Raw genomic sequence first — 22,866 nt, 5'->3', positions numbered from 1 at the left:
GAGGGACGTCCATGGCGACAGTGCGCGACGAAGCCGACGCACGACGGCAGCTGTCCGCGGAGCACCAGCGCGAGAAGCACCAGCGGCACGAACCGAGGGAACACGCCTCGGACGTCGCGAGGCCGGAGGGCCGGGGGGCCGCCGCGCTGGCCGCCGGCGGCACCGATGTCCTCGAACTGGACTACGCCGAGATCGACGCCGCGAAGAAGGCCCTCGACGAGCGGCACGCGGAACTGTCCGCCTACCTCGAACGCGCCCGTGAGCTGGGCTCCCCGCTGGCCGACGGCAAGGGGCCCGTCTCCCACTGGATGCGCCGCTCGTTCGGGTTGCGCGGCGGCGCGGAAGCCGGCGGGGTGCAGGCCGCGCTGGTTTCCTACCTCGGCGAGCTCACCTCGCTGCGGCAGGCGCTCGACACCGTCGCCACGAAGCACCGCGTCAACGACGACGCCGCCGCCGCGTCGCTGCGGGCGGGTGAGCCGGATGCCTGAGTTCCACTCCACGCACCACGGGCCGACCGCGCGCGAGAAGGCCAAGGCCCGGCGCGTCCGTCGCGAGAAGGCCGCGAACGACCGCGAAGCCGCGTTCGGCCGGATCCACTGGAACAGCTACGACCACCGCGAACTGTGGGACATGGTGCAGTCGGCCGAACTGCCGAAGCTCGGCGAGCAGGCGCGGCGGTGGGCGCTGCTCGCCGAGGGCGTCGACACCGCGACCGGTGACGTCCACGCGCTGGTGAGCAAGCTGCTGCAGTCGTGGCGCGGCCCGTCCGCGGTGCGGGCGGCGGACTCGGTGCAGCGGCTGACCGGCTGGGCGAGCACCGCGGGCGAAAACGCCCGGCACATCGGCGACGGCCTCGACACCTACACCTCGGCGATCGACGAAGCCCAGCGGCGCATGCCGGAACCCGTGCACTACTGGGCCGAGCGGTGGTTCCGGCAGGGCTACGCGGTCAAGCGGCTCGACGGGCCCGAAGGCACCTACATGCTCGACGACCTCGTCGACGACCGGCTGCCGACCAAGAAGCAGGCCGACGAGGCCAAGGCGGAAGCCGTCCGCGTGATGGAGCAGTACGAGAGCGCGAGCCACGACGTCCGCCACCGCCTGCCGCCGGCGTTCGACACCGCGCCGCAGGTCAGCGCGGACGGCGCCGACGTCGTCGCACCCCGGCCGCCGGCGCGGGTGCCCCCGCCCGAAATCGACTCCTGGCAGGTCGACCCGCCGGGACCGGGGCCGGACGACACGACGTCGACCGCCTCCGCCACGCCCGGCACGTTCACGGGGGCCGGGCTCCCCGGCGGGCTGGACGGGGTGATCGGCGGGACGGGACCGGGCGGTCCCGGGGCCTACGGGACTTATGGGCCGGGCTTCGCCGGCGTCGCGGGTGCCGGCGTCCTGGGTTCGGGTGTCCCGGGTTCGGGTGTCCCGGCTTCCGGGGCGCTCGGCGAAGGCGGGCGGGCCGGGGTCGGGCGCGGTCCCGGCGGCGGGGTGTCCGGCTTCGGACCGGGTGCTTCCGGGGGGCGTGGCGCGGCGGGCGGGTACGGCATGTACCCGCCGGGCCAGGGCACGCGGCGCGAGGAGGACACCGAGCACCGCGACAAGTACGCCGAGGGCTACGACCTGCTCGACGACCTGCCGCCCGCGTACCCGCCGGTGTTCGGCGAATGACGGGGTTCCACGCCGACCCGGCCGCCCTGTCCGCCCTCGCGCGGCGGCTGGAGGACGCGGCCGAGGAGTACGGCACCGCGGCGGCCGACATCGAAGCCGCCGGCCGGGGTGACCTCGGCCCCCTCCCGGTGACGTCCGCGCTCGCCTCCCTGACGGCCGGGTGGTCGGCCCGGACCCGGGCGACGCAGAAGGATTTCCACGCCGCGGCGGCGAGCGTCCACGCGGCGGCGAAGGCGTATCGGACCACGGACGCGAACGCCGCCGACGAGCTCGGACGCGCCGATGGCTGAGTTCCGAGGTCTCGGCTTCGACCCCGTGCCCGGCAACCCCGACACCGTCGCCGAAGCCGCCCGCCGATGCTCCGCGGCCGCCGCCCGGCTCGCCGAAACCCGCACCCCCGGCGGAATCCCCGAATGGGCCGGGCCCTCCGCGCAGGCGCTCGCCGATCGCGCCGAACGCGCGGCGGCCGGGCTCGCCGCCGTCCCCGGCGCTCTGCGCTCGGCCGCCGCGGTCCTCGAGGACTGGGCCGGGACCCTGCTCGACCGGCACCGCCGGGCCGAGGAGCTCGACAGCCGGGCCACCGCCGCGCGGCGGGCCGTCGTCGAGGCCGAAGACGATGTCGAGCGCGCCGAGACGGAAGCCCAGTTCACCCGGCGGGGAGACCTCACCGCCGTCCGGGCCCGGCTCGCGGAACGACGTCACGCGCTCGACCGCGTCCTCGACGAAGCCCGCGCCCTCGAACGCGCCCACAACGCCGAGGCGGCCCGCGTCGCCGAACGGCTGCGGGCGCTCGGCGACGGCGGCCCGCTTCCGCCGGCGCCCGACTTCCGGGGCCTGGCCGGCCGGCTGGAGACGTTCTCGGCCGCCGGGCGGGAGCTGGGCGTGACCGTCGCGCGGACCCCCGTCGCGCCGGTGACCCCGCCGCCGGGGGCCGTGAACGCGTTCGCCGCGGCACTGGGTGGCCGGTGAAACTGCCCGCCGTCCCGGGGATCACCCCGGTGAGCCTGGACTCGGTCGAGCGCACCACGGCCGAGCTGCACGCCCTCATGGCCCGCCTGCGCGGTCCCGACGCCGCCCGTGATCCCGGGCTGGAGGCCGCCGCCGTGCAGTCCGCCGAGATCGCCCACGAGCAGCAGGCGGGCCTGCTCGCCCTGGTCGAGCACCGTGACGCCGACCCGGCGCTGCTGATCGCCGGGGTGGTCCCGCTCGACGGACCGCTCGAAGAAGCCGCGGACCTCCAGCACTTCGTCGCCGACACCACCCCGGGCCTGCGCGAGGTGAGCAGCGCGCGGACCGGCCGCGGTTACCCGGTGGTGATCGTCGAGCGGATCGGCCTGTCCGGCGCGCAGCTGCAGGCCGTCGTGCTGGACCCGGACCGCCCGCGCGCCGCCGTGTTCACCCTCCACTCCCCCGGCGGGCGGGGCTGGCTCGAGGTCGCCGGGCTGGCCGGGACGCTCGTCGCCGGCGTCGACCTCACGCCCGCAGCGCCCGCTCCCGGTACTCGCGCGGCGTCCGGCCGGTCGCCCGGCGGAACGTCCGCGAGAAGTGCGGGGCGCTGGTGAACCCGCAGTCCCGCGCGATCTCCGCGATCCCGCGGCCCGCCTTCGCCGGGTCCGCGAGCAGGGCTTTGGCGCGGTCGATCCGCAGTCCCTTCAGCCGTTCCGAGACGCCTTGGCCGTCGTCGAACAGCTGGTACAACCGCCGTCGCGAGATGTACAGCGCTTCGGCGATCCTGTCCGCCGTGAGCGACTGTTCGGACAGGTGCGCGCGCATGTACTCCAGCGCCTCGCGCCGCCGGGCGGCGAGCGCGTCGACGCGGTCGAGCTCGACGCGCAGGGCGCTGCGCAGCACCAGTTCGGCCAGGCCCAGCAGGTGGTGGGCCAGGCCGTGCGGGTCGAGCCGCGGCCCGGCCGCCAGGACGTGCGCCACCGCGCCGGCGAACAGGCTCCGCAGCGGCGCGTCGACCTCGACCGGCCGGAACATCAGCGGCCGCAGCTCGGCGAAGGAGATCGACAGCTTCGCCGTCGCGACGGTCAGCATCACGACGCCGGACGGCTGCAGGTGCAGCGTCGCGTCCGCGAACGTCAGCTTCGCGCCGGACTCGGCGACCGCGCGCGGGACCGGGCAGCGCAGCAGCAGCTGGATGCCTTCGGGAGGACCGGCCGCGCCGCCGAGGATCGCCGCGCGCGCCGCCGCCGCGCCCGAAGCGCGGACGACGAGGTACCCGCTCGCGGGTAGGTCCACTGGGTGCGGTTCGGCCATCGGGACCATCGTGCCCGACGGCGGCCGCCCACCACGGGAAGGGGGACGATGGCGCGCCGCACCGCGACGACGGCCGGAGTGATCCTGTCGCATCTGGAATTCGATCTCCTCTGGGAGGACCTGGGACCGGGCGGGCCGCCGCCGTACCCGTTCGACGTGCCGGCGCACGGCGCCACCCACGCCGAGCGCGACGACCTGGGCGTGCGCGTGTTCGCGGGGCTCGAAGAAGCCGGGCTCACCGACGGCGACGACGTCGACCCGGGGCTCGCGGACCTGTTCGTGCTGCTGGGTTCGCCCACCCTGAGCGTCGACGCGCTGGTGCTCGGCGAAGCGCCGTGGCGGCTGCTCGCCGCCGTGCGCGACGCGGCCGGGGTGCTCGCCGTGCTCGACGAGCGCGACCTGGTGCTGGAACCGTTGCGCCCGCCGGACCTCGTGCCCGCCGTCTCGCGGATGCTCGGCGAGCAGCCACCGGGCCCCGGCGACCAGCTGCGCCTCCCGCGTGCGGCGTATTCGGCGGCGATGGACGCCTGCGCGCGCAGCGGGTACGACGCGTTCGAGCGGGCACTGGGCACGGCCGGGATCACCGGCCGCGCGGTGCGCCCCCTGGCGACGCTGGTGATGGCGGAGCGCTACGCGGCGGGCCAGCTCGCGGCGACGGGCCCCGCCGGCCGGACCCCGGTGCTCGCCTGGTTCGACACGGCGGCCGGGCGCTACGCGGTGACCCCGGAGGACGTCGGCGGCGAGCCGTGGGTCACGGTCACGCCCGCCGGCACCCCCTGGCTCACCGACCGCCTCACGCGGCTGGTCGACGCGGCCCGGTGAGCGCCGGGTCAGGTCGCCCAGGTCGCCGGGAGGTAGGAGTCCGGCTCGGGGTCCCGCGGCGGGCGCGCGGGTCGCCTGGCGCTGGAGACCTCGGGTAGCAGGCCGCCCGGCCCGGGGTCCTGCCGCGAGCGGCCGCCGGAGTCCCTGGGCAGCAGGCCGCCCGGCTCGGGATCCTGCCGCGAGCGGCCGCCGGCGTCCTCAGGCAGCAGACCGCCCAACAGAGCGCGGCCCTGGCGCAGCGCGTCGGCCCCGGCCTCCCCCGCCAGTCGCCGGACCAAGTCCGCCAGCTCGTGCGGCGGCCGGTTCAATGCCCACCGGTCGAAGCGCAAATCCACCAGCGCGCCGTGCAGATCCACCGCCACCGTCACCCCGTCCGCGGCGGCGCCGGCGCGGATCGCCGCCAACCGGGCCCCGTAGCCCGGGTCGGGTGCCGTGAAAGCGTCGTCGGCCAGCTCCAGGGCCGTGCGTTCGGCGGTCACTGGGCCCGCCAGCTCTCCGGCGTCGTCTCTTCCGCCGCTTCCCCCGGGGCGGGCAGGCCCAGCGCGTCCCAGTCCCCGTCGAGGCTGTGCCACAGCGAGGCCGTGGCACGGGCCGACGCCGCCGCGGTGAGCAGCAGGATCCGGCGGGCGAGCTCGTCCGGTTCCAGCCGCAGCGCCGCGGCTTCCAGCGTCAGCTCCCGCAGCGCCCCGCCGGGCGCGACCTCCACGGCGACCGTCCGGTCGGCGGCTTTTCCGGTGATCACGGGTGGACCCCTCCGTAGAACGTCGACGCCGACAGCGTGTGCGTGTTCCGGCGGACGGCGTCCCCGGAGTTGCCTTCGATCATCGTGACCCGGTTCCCCTCGACCTTCTCGACGATGCCGATGTGCGTGCTCGTCGAGGTGTTCTGCGGGCCCGTGCCGAAGATCAGCACGTCCCCCGGGCGGGCCTCGTGCAGCGAGTGCTTGCCGTAGGCGTGCCCGTTGCGTTCGCCCCAGTGGTAGACGTCGCCGCTGAAGGGCAGGACCGGGATCTTCACCCCGGCCTTGCGCCACATCGCCGTGGCGAACGACGAGCACCACGCGGCGGTCGGCCCGTACGGGTTGCGGTTGCTGCCCGGCGGGTTCTCGCGGGTGCCGAGTTCCCCGCGGGCGGCGTGGACGATGTCCTTGCCCCGCCCGGAAACCTTGCTGGGATGCGTCGCGGGTGCCTTCCTGTCGGCGACGCCGTCGTGGGTCAGATCCTTCCGCAGGGCGTGCAGTTTCTCCGCCGCCGCCTTGAGTTCCGCGTCGACGTGCCGCAGCGTCGACGCGGACTGGCGCGTGTAGTGCGGTGCCAGGTCCGCGGCGTGCCCGACGGCCCGCATCAGCGCGGCCTGGGTCCCGGCGGCGACACCCGCGTCGAGCACCTGCTTCGCCTTGGCGGTGTACTCGTCGACCAGCCGCTGCACGGCCGTGTGCCCGGTGTCCACTGTGGATGCCACGTGCGCGACGACCCGCTCGGCCGCCGCCCCGGCCGCGCCGGTGACCCGCAGTTCCCCGGTCAGCTTCGCGCTGGTGTGGCGGAAGCCGTCGGCACCGTGGCCGTGCCAGTGGCCGAGGACCGTGGCGCTCTCCCGGTGGTAGGCGTCGTGCTGCTCGTCCAGGGTCGCGGCCACCCGGTGCAGGGCGTACTCGGCGCGGACGGCGTCCTCGGCCTTCCCGGCGAGCTTGTTGCGGTGCGCGATGAGGTCCTTCGCGAAGGAGCGCGCGAGCGCGGTGGTGTCCATGTCAGCTCCGTCGGGCGTGGTCGGTCAGGGCGGCGGCGGTGGCCGTCTCGTGGTCGCGGTAGGCCTTGGCGGCCTTCTGCGCGGCCGAGGCCAGCCCGTCGGCGTGCGCGCCGACGCCCTTGACCTGCCGCTGCAGGGCCAGGCCGAAGCCGGCCAGCGCGTCGGCGAAGCCCGACTCCTTGCCGATCCGGCCGAAGCTGTCGTCCGCGATCTCCCGGACGTCGCGCAGCGGCCCGGTCGCGGCGCCCAGCGCGTCGCCGACGTGCCGGGTCCGCCGGACGTAGGTGTGCAGCACGGCGTCGTCCACCTTGAGGGCGCCGCCGCCCGGCCCCTGGTGGGCGGGTGGCTTGCCGTGGTGCTTCGTGACGTCCTGGGCGGCCCGGCGTGCGGCGGTGAGGTGGTGCCGGTAGGCGCCGTTCGTGTACGTCGACCAGGGCGTGAAGTCGTGGCCGTCGCCGGAGATGCGGTTCGCGACGCGGGCGTTGGTGGCCGGGTCGAAGAGCGCATCGTCCGACTTCAGGTGGTACTCGTGGCGGCGGTCGGGGCCGAGCGCGCCCAGCATGTTGATCTGCCACAGCCCGTAGGAGTCGTCCGGCGGCACGGCGTTGTGCGCGTTCGCCCGCCCGCCGGACTCGGCCAGCGCGACCGCGACCGCGGTGGTCAGGCCCTGGCCGCGGAACCCGGCCGCGTAGGCGTGCCGGGCGATCTGCTCGGCGGTCAGCTTCGTCATGGTTCGACCTTGACCGTCCGGGCACCCCTGACGGTAGCCGCGGTGCACGCAGGGACAACCCGGGTGCACGCGCGGCTCAACCTTCGGGGCCTTCCGGCCGTATTGACCCCCGGACGAGTGACGACGAGGAGAACCACGGATGCGCAGGGCGATGGCGGTCACCTGCTGGGGTTCCTGCTGGTCACGGCCTGTGCGGCGCCGCGCCCGACGACGCCGGGCCCGATCGCCGAGCCGGCGCCGCTGACCCCGGCGACCACGCCGAAGCCGTCCCCGGCCACGACGACCCCGCCACCCGCGCCCCCGTGCGCCGTCACCACGGGGGCGTGCGTGAGCCTGTCCGAGCGGCTGGCCTGGCTGCTGCGGGACGGCCGGGTCGTGCGCGGCCCGGTCCCGGCCGGGTTCGGCCCGCCGGACCAGGCCACGCCCGCCGGGTCGTTCCACGTCGTGTGGAAGGACCGCGAGCACCGCAGCAGCGCGTACGGCACGGACATGCCCAACTCCGTGTTCTTCGCCGCCGGCGGCATCGCCTTCCACGCCGGGCCGCTCGACGCGCCGTCGCACGGCTGCGTCCACCTCACCGACGCGGATTCGGCGGCGTTCTTCGACGGGCTGGCCGTCGGCGACGCGGTGCAGGTCCGCTAGGGTCACCGCCTGGTGACCACTTCCCTTTCCTCCGTCGTTTCGCGGCTGCGTGCCGCGGGTTGCGTGTTCGCCGAGGACGAAGCCGAGCTGCTCGCGGCCGCCGCGGCGACCCCGGCGGAGCTGGAGAGCCTCGTCGAGCGGCGCGTCGCCGGGCTGCCGCTGGAGCACCTGCTCGGCTGGGCGGAGTTCCACGGACGGCGCGTCGCCGTGCGGCCCGGGGTGTTCGTCCCGCGGCACCGCACCGAGTTCCTGGTCGACGTCGCGGTCGCGCTGGCCCCGCCGGATCCGGTGGTGGTCGACCTGTGCTGCGGCTCGGGCGCGCTCGGGGCCGCGTTCGCCGCGGCGGCACGGCCGCGGGAGCTGCACGCGGCCGACGTCGAACCCGCGGCCGTCGCGTGCGCCCGCCTCAACCTCCCGGACGCCCGCGTCCACGAAGGCGACCTCTTCGACGCACTGCCGGCGTCGCTGCTCGGACGCGTCGACGTGCTCATGGCGAACGTGCCGTACGTGCCGTCGGAGGCCATCGAGACCATGCCCCCGGAGGCGCGGCTGCACGAGCCGCTCAGCGCGCTGGACGGCGGTGCCGACGGCCTCGACCTCGCCCGCCGGGTCGCCGCGGGCGCGCCGCGCTGGCTGGCGCCGGGCGGGACCGTGCTGGTCGAATCGAGTGAGCGGCAGGCGCCGGTATTGGCGCAAATCTTCACCGCGGCCGGGTTGACCCCGCGCATTCACGATTCCGCCGAGATCGGCGCGACGGTCGTCACCGGAACGGCGTGATTTAGCCTGTGGCGCAACGGATCCCGTTCACTCCTTCGCCGGAGTGACCGCCCGGAACCCCGCACGCTAATGTCCGGTCACCGCTTTTCGGCGGACCGGCAGAAATGGGGAGCAATGCCTGGTCGAAGAGGGGCCGCCAGCGCCCTCGCCATCCTCGTCGCCTTCTTTTCGATCAGCCCGGCCACGGCGCACGCCGCGCCGGACCGCTCGGTCGGCCTCTTCCGCGAGGTCCCCGCGGGCGTGCCGCTCACGAAGTCCCTCGACCTGCGGACGCTGCCGCCGGCCGCCCCGGCGGAGACCCGGCAGCTGTCCGCCGGCCAGAACACGCCGTCCCCGGTGACGTTCGACGAGTGCCGCAAGGACATCCGCGCCGGCTACTGGACCAAGAACCGGTTCGCCAGCTGCACCATCACGGATATGGCCTACCAGCGCTACGCCTGTCCCGAGGCGGGCTGCGCGGTCATCGGGACGGCGACGGCGCGGGTCGTCTCCACCGGCAACCTGCTGCCGGCGCAACGGCGCCTGGAGGTCGCGACGCGGATGGTCGGCTGGTCGGTGTCCGGCGTCGTCACCGACGCCATGCGGTTCGGCGTGTCGATGAGCTGCGCTCCCCGGTCCACCACCGGCACCGCGCACTGCGACACGCCGTCCGAGCAGGTCGTCAAGAGCATCGCCGACTGGCGGGCGAAGCCGGACGAAGCGCACGTCTTCACGATGGAGGGCACCGATCCGCCGGTGGCGGCCGACCCGCCCGCGGTCCAGGCCGAGCAGCGCACCTGGTACGTCGGCGAGCGCCACCTGGTCGCCGAGGAAACCGGCGAGCGCACCACGCTGACCACGGGCGCGCACAGCGCGTCCCTCCGCTGCGACGTCGCCCGCCTGCTGGACCCGGCGTACGCGGGCGGCAGCGATTGCGCGTTCGGGTTCCAGCCGCTGTACACCCTGGACAACTCGGCGACGTCCGGCTTCCCGGCGTCGGCGGCGCTGATCCGGACCGCGATGAACAGCTTCGCGAGCACCTACCCCGGGCTCGCCCAGGGCCACTTCGTCCCGGGCAACCCCGGCTACCAGGGCACCGGGTCGAGCCGGACGTACCCGATCACCCGGCTGCACTACGACACGGCCGCGCGGGCCGCCCACCGCGCCACCGCGGAACTGGCGTGCACCCAGCGCTGGGGGCCGGACTACGCGACCCGGCCGGACGGGCAGGTCAACACCTGCGGGGTCTACCCGTTCGACACCACCCGCGACGGCGCCACCCTGCCGGTCCCCGGGGTCGACCGGGGCCCGTCGTACGCCGTCCAGCCGGTGCCGAGCGGCGATTACCAGGCCCTGCTGGCGGATGTCGAGCAGTTCGTCGTGAACAACCACCTGCTCGACGGGGACGGGTACTGGGTTTACCCGTACGCGTGACAAAATCCGATCTCACGTTCCGGCGTCCCCGGACGTCTGCAGGGTGTGATCGTGAAACCGTTCGAGCAGATCGTGGCCGAGCACGGGCCGATGGTCCTTCGCGTCTGCCGGGCCGTCCTCGGCCCGGCAGACGCTGAAGACGCCTGGTCGGAGACCTTTCTCGCGGCCCTCAAGGCGTACCCCGGGCTGCCCGCCGACGCGAACGTGCAGGCGTGGCTCGTCACGATCGCGCACCGCAAGGCCATCGACGTCACCCGGGCCCAGGCCCGACATCCGGTGCCGGTCGGCGAGATCCCGGACCGGCCCGGCCGCGCCGAGGCGCCGGACGGCGACCTGTGGGACGCGCTCGCGCGGCTGCCGGACAAGCAGCGCGCCGCCGTCGCCTACCACTACCTGGCCGGGCTGCCCTACCGCGAGATCGCGGAGATCACCGGGGGCAGCACCGACGCCGCCCGCCGGGCGGCCGCCGACGGCATCAAGGCCCTGCGGGCCACCTACCCCGCCAGCTTGGAAGGAGCGCACTCATGACGGACATCATCGCGTCGCTTCCGGCGGACTTCGAGGTCACGCCGCACCGCCTGCACGAGCGGCTGACCGCCGCGGCGGAGCGCGAGGGGCTGCTCGACGTCGCCTACCGCACGCTCGACAGCCCGGTCGGGTCGCTGCTGCTCGCGGCGACCGAACAGGGCCTGGTCAAGGTGGCCTTCGACCGCCAGGACCACGACGCCGTGCTGGCCGCGCTCGCCGAGGCCATCAGCCCGCGGATCCTGCGCGCCCCGGCGCGGCTCGAGGCGGTCACCCGGCAGCTGGACGAGTACTTCACCGGCGGGCGGCGCACCTTCGACGTGCCGCTGGACTTCCGGCTCGCCCGCGGGTTCCGCCTTTCCGTCCTGGAGCACCTGCCGGAGATCGGCTACGGCCACACCGAAAGCTACGCGCAGGTCGCGGCGGCGGCGGGCAGCCCGAAGGCGGTCCGCGCGGTCGGCACGGCGTGCGCGCTCAACCCGCTGCCGGTGGTCGTGCCGTGCCACCGGGTCGTCCGGTCGGACGGGTCGTACGGCCAGTACGCCGGCGGCGAAGAGGCCAAGCGGACCCTGCTGACGATGGAGGCGGCGTGACCACGTTCGAAAAGCGCGTCGCGGCGGCCGACTGGGACGCGGTGGCCGCCGAGGTCGACGACTACGGCTGCGCGCTCCTGCCGCGGCTGCTCACCCCGGCCGAGTGCGCCCGGCTGGCCGGGCTGTGGGACGAGCCGGCGCACTTCCGCGCGACGGTGAACCTGCGCCGCCACCGCTTCGGGGACAACGGCGACTACCGGTACTTCGCTTCGCCGTTCCCCGAGCCGGTGCAGCGGCTGAGGCAGGCGCTCTACCCGCGGCTGCTGCCGATCGCGCGGGACTGGCACGCCCGCCTCGGGCGTGAGGCGGAGTGGCCGTCCACATTGGACGAGTGGCTGGCGATCTGCCACGCCGCGGGGCAGGAGCGGCCCACGCCGATCCTGCTGCGCTACGAGACGGGCGGCTGGAACGCGCTGCACCGCGACCTCTACGGCGACAAGGTGTTCCCGCTGCAGGTCGTGATCAACCTCAACGAGCCGGGCGCCGACCACACCGGTGGCGAGTTCCTGCTCGTCGAGCAGCGGCCGCGGGCGCAGTCCCGCGGCACCGCGACGCTCATCCCGCAGGGGCACGGCCTGGTGTTCACCACCCGCGACCGGCCGGTCCGCTCGGCGCGCGGCTGGTCGGCGGCCCCGGTGCGCCACGGCGTTTCGGCGGTCCGCTCGGGGCGGCGGCACACCCTGGGCCTGGTGTTCCACGATGCGGCATGACCGCCGAGGAGCTGGCCGCGGTGCTGCGGCTGATGGGGCCGGCGCGGCACGCGGTGATCGGCACCGCGGTGGATCCGGTGTCGCGGGCCGACGGGGCGCGGATCGCGGCGGCGTGGGGCGGGCCGGTGCTGGCGACGGTGACGTGGCCGGAGACGGCGGCGTCGTGGCTGCGCCAAGCCCGGCGGTTCGCGGCGCCGGACCCGGACGTCTGGGTCGTCAGCGCGACCCCGGCCGGCTGGGCCGGAATGGCGCTGCGGCTGCGGATGTCGACGTCCTGGCGTCCACATCGGACGGTCCTGACCGCGGCACTGGCCGGTTTCCGGCTGCCCGGCATCCGGGGCGCCCGGGCCGACGGCACCACCTGGGAGGACTGATGCGGCACACGATCCTCGACTCGCCGATCGGCGAACTCACCCTGGTCGGCGACGACGACGGCGAGGTCGTCACCGGCCTGTACTTCCCGCACCACTGGACGCGCCCGGACCGGTCGGCGTTCGGTCCGCGGGACGGCTCCGCGTTCCCGGAAGCCGTCCGGCAGCTGAAGGAGTACTTCGCCGGGCAACGCACGGCGTTCGACCTGCCCGTGCGGGCCGAAGGCGACGACTTCGAGCGCGCCGTCTGGGCGGAGATCGCGAAGATCCCCTACGGCGCCACCGCGACCTACGGTGAGCTGGCGCGGGCCGTCGGCGGGTTGCCGCACGAGGTCGGGGCCGCGGTCGGGCGCAACCCGCTGAGCATCCTGGTGGCGTGTCACCGCGTCGTCGGCAAGGACGGGAAGCTGACCGGGTACGCGGGCGGGCTGAAGCGGAAGGTGTTCCTGCTGGAGCTGGAGCGCCCGCCGGCGGAGGAGCGCGGGCAGCTGTGGTGATCAGACCCGGCCGAGCAGCATCGCCGCGCCGAGGCCGGTCATGGTCACGGCGATCAGGACGTCGAGGACCCGCCAGGCCACCGGCTTCGCGAAGACGCCCGCGAGACGGCGGGCGCCGAAGCCGAGCGCGCTGAACCAGACGGCGCTGGCGATCCCGGCGCCGGCGCCGAAGAGCCAGCGCCCGTCGCCGTGGGCGACCGCGACCGAGCCGAGCAGCAGCACGGTGTCGAGGTAGACGTGCGGGTTGAGCCAGGTGAAGGCGACGCAGGCGAGCACGGCCTTGCGCAGCGGCGTCCGTTCGTCGCCGACCGTCATGACCGACGGCCGGAACGCCCGCCGCGCGGCGAGGGCGCCGTAGCCGAGGAGGAACAGGCCGCCGCCGACGGCGATGACGCCGATCGCGGTCGGCCACCGCGCCAGCACGGCGCCGATCCCGCTGACCCCGAGGCCGATCAGGACGAGGTCGGACACGGCGCAGATGACGACCAGCGGCGCCACCGCGCCACCACGGAGGCCTTGCTGCAGGAGGAACGCGTTCTGGGAGCCGATCGCGATGATGAGGGACAGGCCGGTCCCGAACCCGGCCACGAGGAGAGCGAACACCCCTCGACGCTAGGTCCCGTGACCGCATTACTCCAGCTAAAGATTCTTACGTAACATTAGCGCTCGTGATGTCGGATCTGCCCCTCGACCAGGTCAGGACCCTGCTCGCCGTCGTGGACGAGCAGAGCTTCGACGCCGCCGCCGCGGTGCTGCACGTGACGCCGTCCGCGGTCAGCCAGCGGGTCAAGGCTTTGGAGCAGCGCATCGGCCGGGTGCTGCTGCTGCGCACGAAACCGGTCTCGCTGACGGAGTCGGGCAAGGTCGTGGTCCGGTTCGCGCGGTCGCTGGCCCAGCTGGAGCAGGACGCGCGCGCCGAACTCGGCCTCGGCTCGGCCGGCACGCGGACGCTGTCGATCGCCGTGAACGCCGACTCGCTCGCCACCTGGTTCCTGCCCGCGTTGGCCGGTGTCCCCGAACACCTCGGGATCTGCTTCGACCTGCAGCGGGAGGACCAGGACCACACGGCGGAGCTGCTGCGCGAAGGCCTGGTGATGGCCGCGGTGACGGCGGCGCCGCAGCCGGTCCAGGGGTGTACGTCCGTCCGGCTGGGCCGGATGCGCTACCGCGCGATGGCGTCCCCGGGGTTCGTGGCGCGCCGGCTGGCTTCGGGCCCGCTCCCCCAGCTGCTCCCGGCCGCGCCGGTGATCGTCTTCGACCGGAAGGACGACCTGCAGGACCGCTTCCTGCGCGGCCTCACGCGCCGCCGGAACTTCAGCCTGGTGCGCCACCACATCCCGGCGTCGGAGTCCTTCGTGGACGCGGTGGCGGCGGGCCTCGGCTGGGGCATGGTTCCCGAGATCCAGGCCGCCTCCCGCGGCGACGCGCTGGTGGAACTGGCGCCGGACCGCCCGCTCGACGTGCCGTTGCACTGGCAGCAGTGGAAGCTGGATTCGCCCGCACTGGCGGCCGTGGCAGCGGCGGTCACCGAGGGCGCGCGGAAGACCCTCCGCTGACCGACGGCGACGCTGGCCCACAGCGCGCGGAACACCCTCCGCTGACCGGCAGCGGCGCTGGCCCAGGGCGCGCGGAACACCCTCCGCTGACCGGCAGCGGCCATTCCCACCGCCGAGAGGAAGACCCTCCGCTGACCGGCGGCGGCGCCGGCCCACGGCGCGCGGAACACCCTCCGCTGACCGGCAGCGGCCATGCCCCGCCGTCGAGAGCGCGCCGAGAGGACCGGCCTGGTGGCGGGGTCCGGGCGGTTTGGGAGAATGCGGACGGAAATTCCCGGCCCGGGTGGCCGAACGGGAAGGGAACACACGTGCGCGAAGGTTCAGAGCCCGACCCGTCCGCGGTGACGGACCTCGCGGGGCTGGCCGAAGCTCTCGACCGGCTGCGGCGCCGGGCGGCCCGGGGCACCGGGAAGAGCCGCGTTTCGCTGCAGGACCTCAGCCGGCTGACCGGGCTGCCGCGCTCGACCGCGCACACCTACGTCTCGGGCAAGGCGCTCCCGCCGATCGACGTCCTGGACGGGATCGTCCTCGCGCTGGGCGCTCGCCCCGGCGAACTCGGCGCGTGGAGCGAGGCCTGGTTCCGGATCACCGCCGACCGTGACGGGCGCCGGCGCGAGGCGCCGCCCGCCGTCGTGCCCCGGCAGCTGCCGCCGGACGTCCCGGGTTTCGTCGGCCGGCACCACCAGCTCGTCGCCCTGGACGACCTCCTGCCCGACCCGGACGGCGGCTCGCCGGTGTCGGTGGTGGTGTCCGCCATCGCGGGCACGGCCGGAGTGGGGAAGACCGCGCTGGCCGTGCACTGGGCCCGCCGGGTGGCCGGCCGGTTCCCCGACGGGCAGCTGCACCTGAACCTGCGCGGCTACGACGTCGAGGCGCCGATGCGGCCGGACGAGGCGCTCGGCCGGTTGCTGCGGGCGCTCGGCGTCGACCTGGAGGACATGCCGGCGTCGCTGGACGAACGGGCCGCGCTGCTGCGTTCGGTGTCCGAAGGAAAGCGGTTCCTGTTCTTCCTGGACAACGCGCGTTCGGCGGAGCAGGTCCGGCACCTGCTGCCGGGCGCGCCCGGGTGCCTGACCCTGATCACCAGCCGGGACGCCCTGACCGGGCTCGTCGCGCGCGACGGGGCCCGGCGGATCGACCTCGACCTGCTGCCGCTGGCGGACGCGGTGGCGCTGGTCCGGATGCTGATCGGGGAACGGGTCGGCGACGAGCCGGCCGCGGCCGCCGGGCTGGCGCAGGCCTGTGCCCGTCTGCCGCTGGCCCTGCGGATCGCCGGGGAGTACGTCCGCAGCCGGCCGGAAGTCACCCTTTCCGACGCCGTGCGGGAGCTGCACGACGAGCACCGGCGGCTGGCCGTGCTGGACGCCGGCGGCGACGACCGGACGGCGGTCCGGGCCGTGTTCTCCTGGTCGTACCGCGCGCTGGCGAAGGGCCCAGCCCGCCTGTTCCGGCTGCTGGGGGCGCACCCCGGCCCGGATTTCGACCTGCACGCCGCCGCGGCGCTGGCGGGGACGGACCTCGTGTCGACGGCGGCGCTGCTCGACGAACTCGTCCGGGCCCACCTGGTGAACTCCACCGGCCCGGGCCGCTACGGCATGCACGACCTGCTCGCGGCGTACGCCCTCGAAGTGGCCGGCGGCGATCGCTCCCCGGAGCCGTTGGAGCGGCTGTTCGGCTACTACGCGTTCACCGCGATGACGGCGATGGACACGCTCTACCCGGCCGAACGGGAGCGGCGGCCCCGGATCGCCCGTCCGGGCGCGACCGCGGTTCCCGACCTCGCGGAGGCGGGGGCGGCGCGCGCCTGGCTCGCCGCCGAGCGGGCGACCGTGATCGGGATGGTGCGGCTGGCCGAAGCCCAGGGCTGGACCCGGTGGATCGGCGAGCTCGCCGGCACGCTCTGGCGGGAGTTCGACACGCAGACGCACACGGCCGACGCCATGGCCCTGCACCACCTCGCCCTGTCCGCCGCGCGGGCCGGCGAAGACGCCGCCGCGGAGGCCGAAGCCCTGCGCAACCTCAGCACCGTCTACCGGAACGCCGGCCACTACACCGAAGCGCTCGCCTACGCGCAGCAGTGTGTGGCGTTGCGGCGTGAGCTCGGCGACGAGCCCGGGGAAGCCGGCGCGAACAACAGCCTCGGGATCGTCGCCGGCCTGCTCGGCCGGCTCGACGAGGCGGTCGCGGCCTACGAGCGGTCCCTGCTGCTGCGCCGGAAGGCGGGTGACCTGCGGGGCGAGGCCGCGGTCCTGCTCAACCTGGCCGTGACGTCGATGCGGGCGGAGGCGTTCGGCGGCGCCGAGGACCACCTGACGGCGGCCCTGAAGCTGTTCCGCGAGATCGGTGACCGGCTGGGTGAGGCGCACGCGCTCAACAACCTGGGCGACGCCCACCGGGCCGGCGGCCGCGGCGCCGAGGCCCTCGACCACCATGAGCGCGCCCTCGCCCTCTACCAGGAACTCTCGATCCGGGACGGCGAGGTGGACGCCACCAACGGCATCGCCCTCGACCACGCGCGGGCCGGCGACTTCGCTGCGGCCCTGCCCTTCCACGAACGGGCCCTGGAGCTGGCCGACCCCGGCCACCACGGCATCCTCACCGATGTCCGCAACAGCCTCGGCACCACGCTGCGCGGGCTGGGACGGTTCCGCGAAGCCCGTGAGCACCACGAGGCGGCGCGGGCCCTCGCGGTGGAAGCCGGCGACCGGTACGAACAGGCCAGGGCGCTCGCCGGGATCGCCGAGACCCTGGCCGGCGAAGATCCGGAGGGCGCCCAGCGCTTGTGGAGCGGCGCCCTCGCGCTCTACGAGGACCTGCGCCACCCCGCAGCCGCGAAGGTCCGGGCCCGCATCGCGGCGTGCGACCTCCCCCACGGGCCGCATCACGGCCGCAGCCCCTCGCCGCCGAGCGACCTCCCCCACGGGACGCATCACGGCCGCAGCCCCTCGCCGGCCACCGGCCACGATCCGGCCACCGGCCACGATCCGGCCACCGGCCACGACCAGTAGGCGCGCCGCGTCGCCGTGATCGCGTAGACCACCCGGTAGCCGCCGTCCGGCGCGCGGACCAGCCTCCGGTCCGCCGAGATGCGGTACACGTAGTGGTCGGGCGCCCCGCTCTTCGAGGAGGAGCCGGGCTGTTGCGCCGCGGACGCCGCGACCGGCGGCGCCGCCGCGAGAGCCGCGGCCAGGGCCACCGCGGACCACCACGCCGTTCCGGTCAACGGGACCCGGGCGCCGCGTGCCCGTCCCGGCCCGCCCCCAGGCCATCCCCGAACCTGGTCTGCACCATCGCTCCCCCTCTCCGGACGAGCGAAGTAGACCAGCTTGCTCCCTATTCCAGGGGTGCTCCTGGACAGAGCTGGACGAACGTGGACACCGGAGCGCGGGCCTAGCGAGCCCCGCCGGCAGGCCCGTCCGGGAAGTCCCCCACCCCGTGTTCGGCCAGGTCGAAGGCCTGATCGATGAACCCGGCCTGCTCCCGCCGGACCTGCTCGACGTCTTCCCCCGCCAAGATCCGCCCCATGGCGTGGGCGAAGACCGTCGTGATCGCCGTCGTCAGGAGGCCGGCGACCACGCGGGAGCGGAACGGGTCGCCCGTCTCCTCGGTGAACAGCTCGGCGAACGCCTCCGCGATCTCGCGTTCCTGCTCGTACCACCGGGTCATCAGCGCGGGGCTCGAGGTCAGCACCCACCAGAACCCGGGGCCGCCGGCGATGGCGCCGGACAGGGGGTGGCCCGCGGCGAGGAGCTCGTGCTGGTGGCGGCGCAGGGCCGTCGCGGCCGAGACGCCCTCGGGGCGCGTGCGCACCACCTCCGTCAGCTCGCGCAGCCGGTCCGCGTGGCGGTCGAGGAAGAGATCTTCCTTGCGCGGGAAGTAGTTGAACACGGTCATCTTCGAGACCCCCGCCGCCTCGGCGATCTCCGCCACCGTCACCTCCTCGAAGCCGCGCTGGATGAACAGGCCCGTCGCCACGTTCGAGATGAGCTGGCGCGTGGCCTGCTTCTTGCGTTCGCGCAGTCCGTGATCCGCCATGAGCCGAGAGTATAGACCGAGCCCAAAGTTTGACTCGGTAAAAGTTTCTGGCATCATCGGAGGCATGAACTGGGATGTGGTGATCTCCGGGGGCGGGCCGGTCGGCCTGATGCTGGCCTGCGAACTCCGGCTGAAGAACGTGGACGTGCTCGTCGTCGAACGGCTCCCCGAGCCGGACCGGACGATCAAGGCCGGCGGGGTCAACCTGACGACCGCCGAGGCCTTCTACCGCCGTGGCCTGCTGCCCGCGATGGACGAGGTCGTGCGGCAGAACTTCGAGAAGATCCAGGAGTTCATGAAGTCGCGCGGCGGAGGCGGGCCGAAGGGCACGCTGCCGGTGGGGCACTTCGCCGGGATCATGGTCGCCTCCCACGGTGTCGACTTCGGCGATCCCGCCTTCCGGGACGTCGGGCCCGCGTCGCGCGTGGTGGTGATCCAGCAGCAGGCGGTCGAGGCGATCCTCACCGAGCGCGCGCTCGAGCTGGGGGTGGAGCTCCGGCGGGGCGTCGAGGTGACCGGGTTCGACGCCGGCGACGACGGCGTGACCGTGCGGCTCGGCGATGAGGACACCGTCCGCGCCGGCTGGCTCGTCGGCTGCGACGGCGGCCGCAGCTTCGTCCGCAAGCGAGCCGGGTTCGAGTTCCCCGGGACCGAGCCCGCCATCACCGGGAGGCAGGCGCTCGCCGAGCTCACCGGCGCGGAAGCGCTGCCCGCCGGCTGGCAGCACGGCACCGGCGGGCTCTACGTCCACGGGCCGATGCCCGGCCGGATGCTCACCGTCGAGTTCGACGGGCCGCCCGAGGACCGGGACTCGCCGATCACCGCCCAGGAGCTGGAAGACAGCTTCCGGCGGGTGTCGGGCGCGGACATCCGGGTGAAGAAGGTCCACAGCGCGACGCGCTTCACCGACAACGCGCGGCAGGCGACCACCTACCGCCGGGGCCGCGTGCTCCTCGCCGGGGACGCCGCGCACGTCCACTCCCCCTTCGGCGGGCAGGGACTCAACCTCGGCATCGGCGACGCCGTCAACCTCGGCTGGAAGCTCGCGGCGACCGTCCGCGGCTGGGCGCCCGACGGCCTCCTCGACACCTACACGACCGAACGCCACCCGATCGGCGAGTGGGTGCTCGAGTGGACGCGGGCCCAGGTCGCGCTGATGCGCAGCGACGTCCGGACCAAGGCGCTGCGCCAGGTCGTCACCGACCTGCTGCACACCGACGACGGCGCGACGTACCTGGCCAAGAAGCTCTCCGGCGTCCTGCACCGGTACCCGATCGACGGCGAGCACGACCTCACCGGCCGCGGCGCGCCCGACTTCGCGTTCGCCGACGGCACCCGGCTCGGCGAGCACCTGCGGGACGGCCGGGCCCTCCTGCTCGACCTCGCCGACCACGCCGGCCTGCGGGAGACGGCGGGCGGCTGGGCCGATCGCGTCGGGGTGCTGACCGCCAAGTGCGACAGCGAACCGGCGCTGACCGGCGTGCTGATCCGGCCGGACGGCTTCGTCGCCTGGGCCCGCGAAGACGGCGCGGCGACCGGCCTCGAAGCGGTGCTGCGCCGGTGGTTCGGCGAGCCCGCCTGACGCACGGACCGGGCGCGCCGGCACCCGGCGCGCCCGGGCAGGATGGGGTGGTGATCGAACTCCACCCGGCGATCGAGCCCTACGACCACGGACTGCTGGACGTCGGCGACGGGCACCACGTGTACTGGGAGACCTGCGGGAACCCGGACGGCAAGCCGGCGGTGGTGCTGCACGGCGGCCCCGGCCAGGGCTGCACGCCGGGCATGCGGCGGATGTTCGACCCGGCCCGGTACCGCGTCGTGCTGCTGGATCAGCGCGGCTGCGGCCGGAGCCGTCCGCACGCCGCCGACCCCGCGACATCGTTGCGGCACAACACCACCGATCACCTCGTCGCCGACCTCGAACGGCTGCGGGAGCACCTCGGCATCGAGCGCTGGCTGGTGACGGGCGGCTCGTGGGGCACGACGCTCGCGCTGGTGTACGCCGAACGCTTTCCGCACCGGGTGTCGGAGATCGTGGTCAGCGCGATCAGCACGACGCGCCGGTCGGAGCTCGACTGGCTGTACCGCGGCGCCGGCCGCTTCTTCCCCGAGGCGTGGCAGCTCTTCCGCGCCGTCGCCGGGGACGACGACGTCGTACCCGCCTACGCGCGGCTGATGGAAGATCCGGACCAGCGCGAGCGCGCCGCCCTCGCGTGGTACGCCTGGGAAGAAACGGTGCTGTCCCTGGAACCGGGCGCCCCGACCGAAGTCCACAGTGGACCACCGGACGCCGCGCTGCTGGCGTTCGCCCGGCTCACCACGCACTACTACGCGCACGGTGGCTGGCTCGAGGAAGGCGCCGTGATCCGCGACGCCGGGCGCCTGGCGGGCATCCCCGGCGTGCTGATCCACGGCCGCCTCGACCTCAGCTGCCCGGTCACCACCGCGTGGGAGCTCGCGCGGGCCTGGCCGGGCGCCGAACTGCTCGTCGACGACCGGTCCGGGCACCACGCGAGCGACGTCAAACGCGCCTGGAAGCTGGCCGCCCTGGACCGGTTCGCGCGTTAGCCTTCCGCCGCCAGCTGCACGGCGACGTCGATGATCATGTCCTCCTGGCCGCCGACCAGCGCGAGCTCGCCGCAGCGGCGCAGGATCGCCTGCGCCGGGACGCCGTAGCGCTCCGCCGCGCGCTCGGCGTGCAGCAGGAAGCTCGAGTAGACGCCGGCCCAGCCCTGCACGATCGCGTTGCGGTCCATCTTCGGCCACCGGTGCAGGTACGGGCGGACGACCTCCTCCGCCGCGTCGAGCAGCCCGCCGACGTCGAGGCCGGTGTCGATCTCCAGGCGGTCGAACACCGCCGCGAGGACCTCCGTCGGCGAGTTCCCGGCGCCCGCGCCGAGCGCGCAGAGCGAACCGTCGATGTAGCGGACCCCGGCTTCGTAGGCCAGCACGGAGTTCGCGACGCCGAGCGAGAGGTTCTGGTGCCCGTGGTAGCCGATCCACGCCGTGTCGCCGACCTCGGCGACCAGCGCCTCGAACCGGTCGCGGGCCTCGTGCATCAGCAGCGCCCCGGCCGAGTCGGTCACGTAGGCCGCCTGGCAGCCCGCGTCGACCATGATCCGTGCCTGCTTCGCCAGGTCCTCCGGCGGCGTCCGGTGCGCCATCATGAGGAACCCGGCGGTCTCCATCCCGAGCTCCCGCGCCAGCCCGAAGTGCTGCGGCGAGACGTCGGCCTCGGTGCAGTGCGTCGCGACCCGCACCATCTCCGCGCCCGCGTCGAAGGCGCGCCGGAGGTCCTCCGCCGTGCCGATGCCGGGCACGAGCAGCACGGCGATCTTCGCCCGCTTCGCCTCTTCGCGGGCCGCGGCGATCAGCTCGAGTTCGTCGACGGCGGAAAAGCCGTAGGTGAACGACGAACCGCCGAGTCCGTCGCCGTGGGTCACCTCGATGACCTCGACGCCGGCGCGGTCGAGCGCCCGGACCGTGTCGCGCACCTGCTGCTCGGTGAAGCGGTGCGCCATCGCGTGGCTGCCGTCGCGCAGCGTCGTGTCGACGATCCGGACGTCGTGCTCGAGTTCGGGGCGGGTCATGCGGGCACCTCCTGCTTCGCGCGGGCCATCAGCTCGCCGACGCGGGCGGCCGCGGCGGTCATGATGTCCAGGTTCCCGGCGTACTCGGGCAGGTAGTCGCCGTTGCCGCGGACCTGCAGGAAGATCCCGACCCGCGCGTGACCGTCCCACTCCTCGCGCGCGTCGTCGAACTGCGGATCCGCCCGCAGGGTGTAGCCCGGCACGTACTTCCGGACCTCTTCGGCCATTTCGTGGATCGACGCGGTGATCGCGTCGCGGTCGGCGTCGAGCGGGATCGCGCAGAACACCGTGTCCCGCATGATCATCGGCGGTTCGACCGGGTTGAGGATGATGATCGCCTTGCCGCGCCCGGCGCCGCCGACCTCCGCCACCGCGTGCGACGTCGTGCGCGTGAACTCGTCGATGTTCGCCCGCGTCCCCGGGCCCGCGCCGCGCGAAGCCACCGAGGCGACGATCTCGGCGTACGGCACCGGGGTGACCCGGGAAACCGCGTGCACCATGGGGATGGTGGCCTGACCGCCGCAGGTGATCATCGAGACGTTCGGGGCGCCGAGGTGCGCGCCGAGGTTGACCGGCGGGCACACCATGGGGCCGAGGTGCGCCGGGGTCAGGTCGATCGCCTGGATGCCGGCGGCCTCGTACCGCGGCGCGTTCGCCGCGTGCGCCTTCGCCGACGTCGCCTCGAACACGAGCTCCGGCAGGGGATCCTGGCGCAGCAGCCAGTCGACGCCCTCGGCGGACGCCTCGATCCCCTGCGCACGGGCGCGTTCGAGGCCGTCGGACTCGACCACGCCGACCACGTAGCCGACTTCGATCACTTCACTGCGTCGCAGCTTCGCCAGCAAATCGGTGCCGATGTTGCCGGGGCCGACGATCGCCGCCATCACGGGAGCCATGCCCCGACCGTCGCACCGCGGCCGCCGTCCACG

General features: G+C 74.5%; 28 protein-coding genes. 18 read left to right on the top strand and 10 right to left on the bottom strand.

What is annotated here, in order from left to right:
* The first annotated feature begins 11 nt into the window (after positions 1 to 11).
* Genes ACH54P_RS02185 through ACH54P_RS02165 form a run of 5 tightly spaced genes read left to right on the top strand, consistent with a single transcriptional unit; the run spans position 12 to position 3,227 of the window.
* Positions 12 to 488 carry a hypothetical protein gene (locus ACH54P_RS02185; protein ID WP_489910609.1) on the top strand — a complete coding sequence of 159 codons (477 nt, stop codon included), beginning with the start codon at positions 12 to 14 and terminating at the stop codon, positions 486 to 488.
* The gene (locus tag ACH54P_RS02180; protein ID WP_489910608.1) at positions 481 to 1,665 is read left to right on the top strand and encodes a PPE domain-containing protein; all 1,185 of its coding nucleotides are present in this window, start codon (positions 481 to 483) and stop codon (positions 1,663 to 1,665) included. Before ACH54P_RS02185 ends, ACH54P_RS02180 begins: the two co-directional genes overlap by 8 nt.
* Positions 1,662 to 1,955: a hypothetical protein gene (locus tag ACH54P_RS02175; protein ID WP_489910607.1), complete on the top strand. Its 294-nt coding sequence runs from the start codon at positions 1,662 to 1,664 to the stop codon at positions 1,953 to 1,955. Before ACH54P_RS02180 ends, ACH54P_RS02175 begins: the two co-directional genes overlap by 4 nt.
* Positions 1,948 to 2,634, top strand: a complete 687-nt coding sequence (locus ACH54P_RS02170) for a hypothetical protein (protein ID WP_489910606.1) — start codon at positions 1,948 to 1,950, stop codon at positions 2,632 to 2,634. The genes ACH54P_RS02175 and ACH54P_RS02170 overlap by 8 nt, the downstream gene beginning before the upstream one ends.
* Positions 2,631 to 3,227: a hypothetical protein gene (locus ACH54P_RS02165; RefSeq protein WP_489910605.1), complete on the top strand. Its 597-nt coding sequence runs from the start codon at positions 2,631 to 2,633 to the stop codon at positions 3,225 to 3,227. The genes ACH54P_RS02170 and ACH54P_RS02165 overlap by 4 nt, the downstream gene beginning before the upstream one ends.
* On the opposite strand, the gene ACH54P_RS02160 is transcribed toward ACH54P_RS02165, so the two are convergent.
* A complete protein-coding gene (locus ACH54P_RS02160; RefSeq protein ID WP_489910604.1) occupies positions 3,139 to 3,927 on the bottom strand; it encodes a helix-turn-helix transcriptional regulator in 789 nt (262 codons plus the stop codon). The genes ACH54P_RS02165 and ACH54P_RS02160 overlap by 89 nt on opposite strands.
* A 48-nt stretch (positions 3,928 to 3,975) precedes the next feature.
* On the opposite strand from ACH54P_RS02160, the gene ACH54P_RS02155 reads away from it, so the two are divergent.
* Positions 3,976 to 4,749 carry an ESX secretion-associated protein EspG gene (locus tag ACH54P_RS02155; protein WP_489910603.1) on the top strand — a complete coding sequence of 258 codons (774 nt, stop codon included), beginning with the start codon at positions 3,976 to 3,978 and terminating at the stop codon, positions 4,747 to 4,749.
* 8 nt (positions 4,750 to 4,757) lie between these two features.
* Here the strand turns inward: ACH54P_RS02155 and ACH54P_RS02150 are convergent, their stop codons facing one another.
* From ACH54P_RS02150 to ACH54P_RS02135, 4 genes are read right to left on the bottom strand one after another with little or no spacing between them, the layout of a single operon-like run.
* Positions 4,758 to 5,228 carry a hypothetical protein gene (locus tag ACH54P_RS02150; RefSeq protein WP_489910602.1) on the bottom strand — a complete coding sequence of 157 codons (471 nt, stop codon included), beginning with the start codon at positions 5,226 to 5,228 and terminating at the stop codon, positions 4,758 to 4,760.
* Positions 5,225 to 5,491 carry a YbaB/EbfC family DNA-binding protein gene (locus ACH54P_RS02145; protein ID WP_489910601.1) on the bottom strand — a complete coding sequence of 89 codons (267 nt, stop codon included), beginning with the start codon at positions 5,489 to 5,491 and terminating at the stop codon, positions 5,225 to 5,227. The genes ACH54P_RS02150 and ACH54P_RS02145 overlap by 4 nt, the downstream gene beginning before the upstream one ends.
* Positions 5,488 to 6,495 (bottom strand): CHAP domain-containing protein, encoded by a 1,008-nt coding sequence (locus ACH54P_RS02140; protein WP_489910600.1) that lies wholly within the window; start codon positions 6,493 to 6,495, stop codon positions 5,488 to 5,490. Before ACH54P_RS02140 ends, ACH54P_RS02145 begins: the two co-directional genes overlap by 4 nt.
* A gap of 1 nt (position 6,496) precedes the next feature.
* Entirely contained in the window at positions 6,497 to 7,225 is a 729-nt protein-coding gene (locus ACH54P_RS02135) for a transglycosylase SLT domain-containing protein (RefSeq protein ID WP_489910599.1), read from the bottom strand.
* A gap of 117 nt (positions 7,226 to 7,342) precedes the next feature.
* On the opposite strand from ACH54P_RS02135, the gene ACH54P_RS02130 reads away from it, so the two are divergent.
* From ACH54P_RS02130 to ACH54P_RS02095, 8 genes are all read left to right on the top strand, one after another.
* Entirely contained in the window at positions 7,343 to 7,867 is a 525-nt protein-coding gene (locus tag ACH54P_RS02130; RefSeq protein ID WP_489910598.1) for a L,D-transpeptidase, read from the top strand.
* 12 nt (positions 7,868 to 7,879) lie between these two features.
* Positions 7,880 to 8,644: a putative protein N(5)-glutamine methyltransferase gene (locus tag ACH54P_RS02125; RefSeq protein WP_489910597.1), complete on the top strand. Its 765-nt coding sequence runs from the start codon at positions 7,880 to 7,882 to the stop codon at positions 8,642 to 8,644.
* Positions 8,645 to 8,758: 114 nt separating this feature from the next.
* A complete protein-coding gene (locus tag ACH54P_RS02120) occupies positions 8,759 to 10,057 on the top strand; it encodes a transporter (RefSeq protein WP_489910596.1) in 1,299 nt (432 codons plus the stop codon).
* Between the two features lie 45 nt (positions 10,058 to 10,102).
* Complete coding sequence (locus tag ACH54P_RS02115) at positions 10,103 to 10,585, top strand: RNA polymerase sigma factor (protein ID WP_489910595.1); 483 nt, start codon at positions 10,103 to 10,105, stop codon at positions 10,583 to 10,585.
* Entirely contained in the window at positions 10,582 to 11,175 is a 594-nt protein-coding gene (locus tag ACH54P_RS02110) for a methylated-DNA--[protein]-cysteine S-methyltransferase (protein ID WP_489910594.1), read from the top strand. The genes ACH54P_RS02115 and ACH54P_RS02110 overlap by 4 nt, the downstream gene beginning before the upstream one ends.
* A complete protein-coding gene (locus tag ACH54P_RS02105) occupies positions 11,172 to 11,885 on the top strand; it encodes a 2OG-Fe(II) oxygenase (RefSeq protein WP_489910593.1) in 714 nt (237 codons plus the stop codon). The genes ACH54P_RS02110 and ACH54P_RS02105 overlap by 4 nt, the downstream gene beginning before the upstream one ends.
* Positions 11,882 to 12,259, top strand: coding sequence for a hypothetical protein (locus ACH54P_RS02100; protein ID WP_489910592.1), 378 nt, complete (start codon positions 11,882 to 11,884; stop codon positions 12,257 to 12,259). The genes ACH54P_RS02105 and ACH54P_RS02100 overlap by 4 nt, the downstream gene beginning before the upstream one ends.
* Positions 12,259 to 12,753 carry a methylated-DNA--[protein]-cysteine S-methyltransferase gene (locus ACH54P_RS02095; RefSeq protein WP_489910591.1) on the top strand — a complete coding sequence of 165 codons (495 nt, stop codon included), beginning with the start codon at positions 12,259 to 12,261 and terminating at the stop codon, positions 12,751 to 12,753. Before ACH54P_RS02100 ends, ACH54P_RS02095 begins: the two co-directional genes overlap by 1 nt.
* Here ACH54P_RS02095 and ACH54P_RS02090 read toward each other — a convergent pair whose 3' ends face one another.
* Positions 12,754 to 13,356, bottom strand: a complete 603-nt coding sequence (locus ACH54P_RS02090; protein WP_489910590.1) for a LysE/ArgO family amino acid transporter — start codon at positions 13,354 to 13,356, stop codon at positions 12,754 to 12,756.
* Positions 13,357 to 13,424: 68 nt separating this feature from the next.
* On the opposite strand from ACH54P_RS02090, the gene ACH54P_RS02085 reads away from it, so the two are divergent.
* Positions 13,425 to 14,309, top strand: a complete 885-nt coding sequence (locus ACH54P_RS02085) for a LysR family transcriptional regulator ArgP (RefSeq protein WP_489910589.1) — start codon at positions 13,425 to 13,427, stop codon at positions 14,307 to 14,309.
* A 308-nt stretch (positions 14,310 to 14,617) separates the two neighbouring features.
* Positions 14,618 to 17,317 carry a tetratricopeptide repeat protein gene (locus ACH54P_RS02080; RefSeq protein ID WP_489910588.1) on the top strand — a complete coding sequence of 900 codons (2,700 nt, stop codon included), beginning with the start codon at positions 14,618 to 14,620 and terminating at the stop codon, positions 17,315 to 17,317.
* On the opposite strand, the gene ACH54P_RS02075 is transcribed toward ACH54P_RS02080, so the two are convergent.
* Together ACH54P_RS02075 and ACH54P_RS02070 are read right to left on the bottom strand one after the other, a co-directional pair.
* On the bottom strand, positions 17,239 to 17,505 hold the full coding sequence (locus tag ACH54P_RS02075) for a hypothetical protein (RefSeq protein WP_489910587.1): 267 nt from the start codon (positions 17,503 to 17,505) through the stop codon (positions 17,239 to 17,241). The genes ACH54P_RS02080 and ACH54P_RS02075 overlap by 79 nt on opposite strands.
* 194 nt (positions 17,506 to 17,699) lie before the next feature.
* Complete coding sequence (locus ACH54P_RS02070) at positions 17,700 to 18,344, bottom strand: TetR/AcrR family transcriptional regulator (protein ID WP_489910586.1); 645 nt, start codon at positions 18,342 to 18,344, stop codon at positions 17,700 to 17,702.
* A 64-nt stretch (positions 18,345 to 18,408) separates the two neighbouring features.
* Here ACH54P_RS02070 and ACH54P_RS02065 point away from each other — a divergent pair, with 64 nt between their 5' ends.
* Complete coding sequence (locus tag ACH54P_RS02065; protein ID WP_489910585.1) at positions 18,409 to 19,926, top strand: FAD-dependent oxidoreductase; 1,518 nt, start codon at positions 18,409 to 18,411, stop codon at positions 19,924 to 19,926.
* 50 nt (positions 19,927 to 19,976) lie between these two features.
* The gene (gene pip / locus ACH54P_RS02060) at positions 19,977 to 20,915 is read left to right on the top strand and encodes a prolyl aminopeptidase (RefSeq protein WP_489910584.1); all 939 of its coding nucleotides are present in this window, start codon (positions 19,977 to 19,979) and stop codon (positions 20,913 to 20,915) included.
* On the opposite strand, the gene dmpG is transcribed toward pip, so the two are convergent.
* Positions 20,912 to 21,937 carry a 4-hydroxy-2-oxovalerate aldolase gene (gene dmpG, locus ACH54P_RS02055; RefSeq protein WP_489910583.1) on the bottom strand — a complete coding sequence of 342 codons (1,026 nt, stop codon included), beginning with the start codon at positions 21,935 to 21,937 and terminating at the stop codon, positions 20,912 to 20,914. The genes pip and dmpG overlap by 4 nt on opposite strands.
* The gene (locus tag ACH54P_RS02050; protein WP_489910582.1) at positions 21,934 to 22,833 is read right to left on the bottom strand and encodes an acetaldehyde dehydrogenase (acetylating); all 900 of its coding nucleotides are present in this window, start codon (positions 22,831 to 22,833) and stop codon (positions 21,934 to 21,936) included. The genes dmpG and ACH54P_RS02050 overlap by 4 nt, the downstream gene beginning before the upstream one ends.
* Between the last annotated feature and the right edge of the window lie 33 nt (positions 22,834 to 22,866).

It is taken from the genome of Amycolatopsis sp. N2S4-7 (assembly GCF_058119595.1).
The sequence above is the reverse complement of the archived record's forward strand: the minus strand, read 5'-3'. Positions and strand labels throughout refer to the sequence as shown.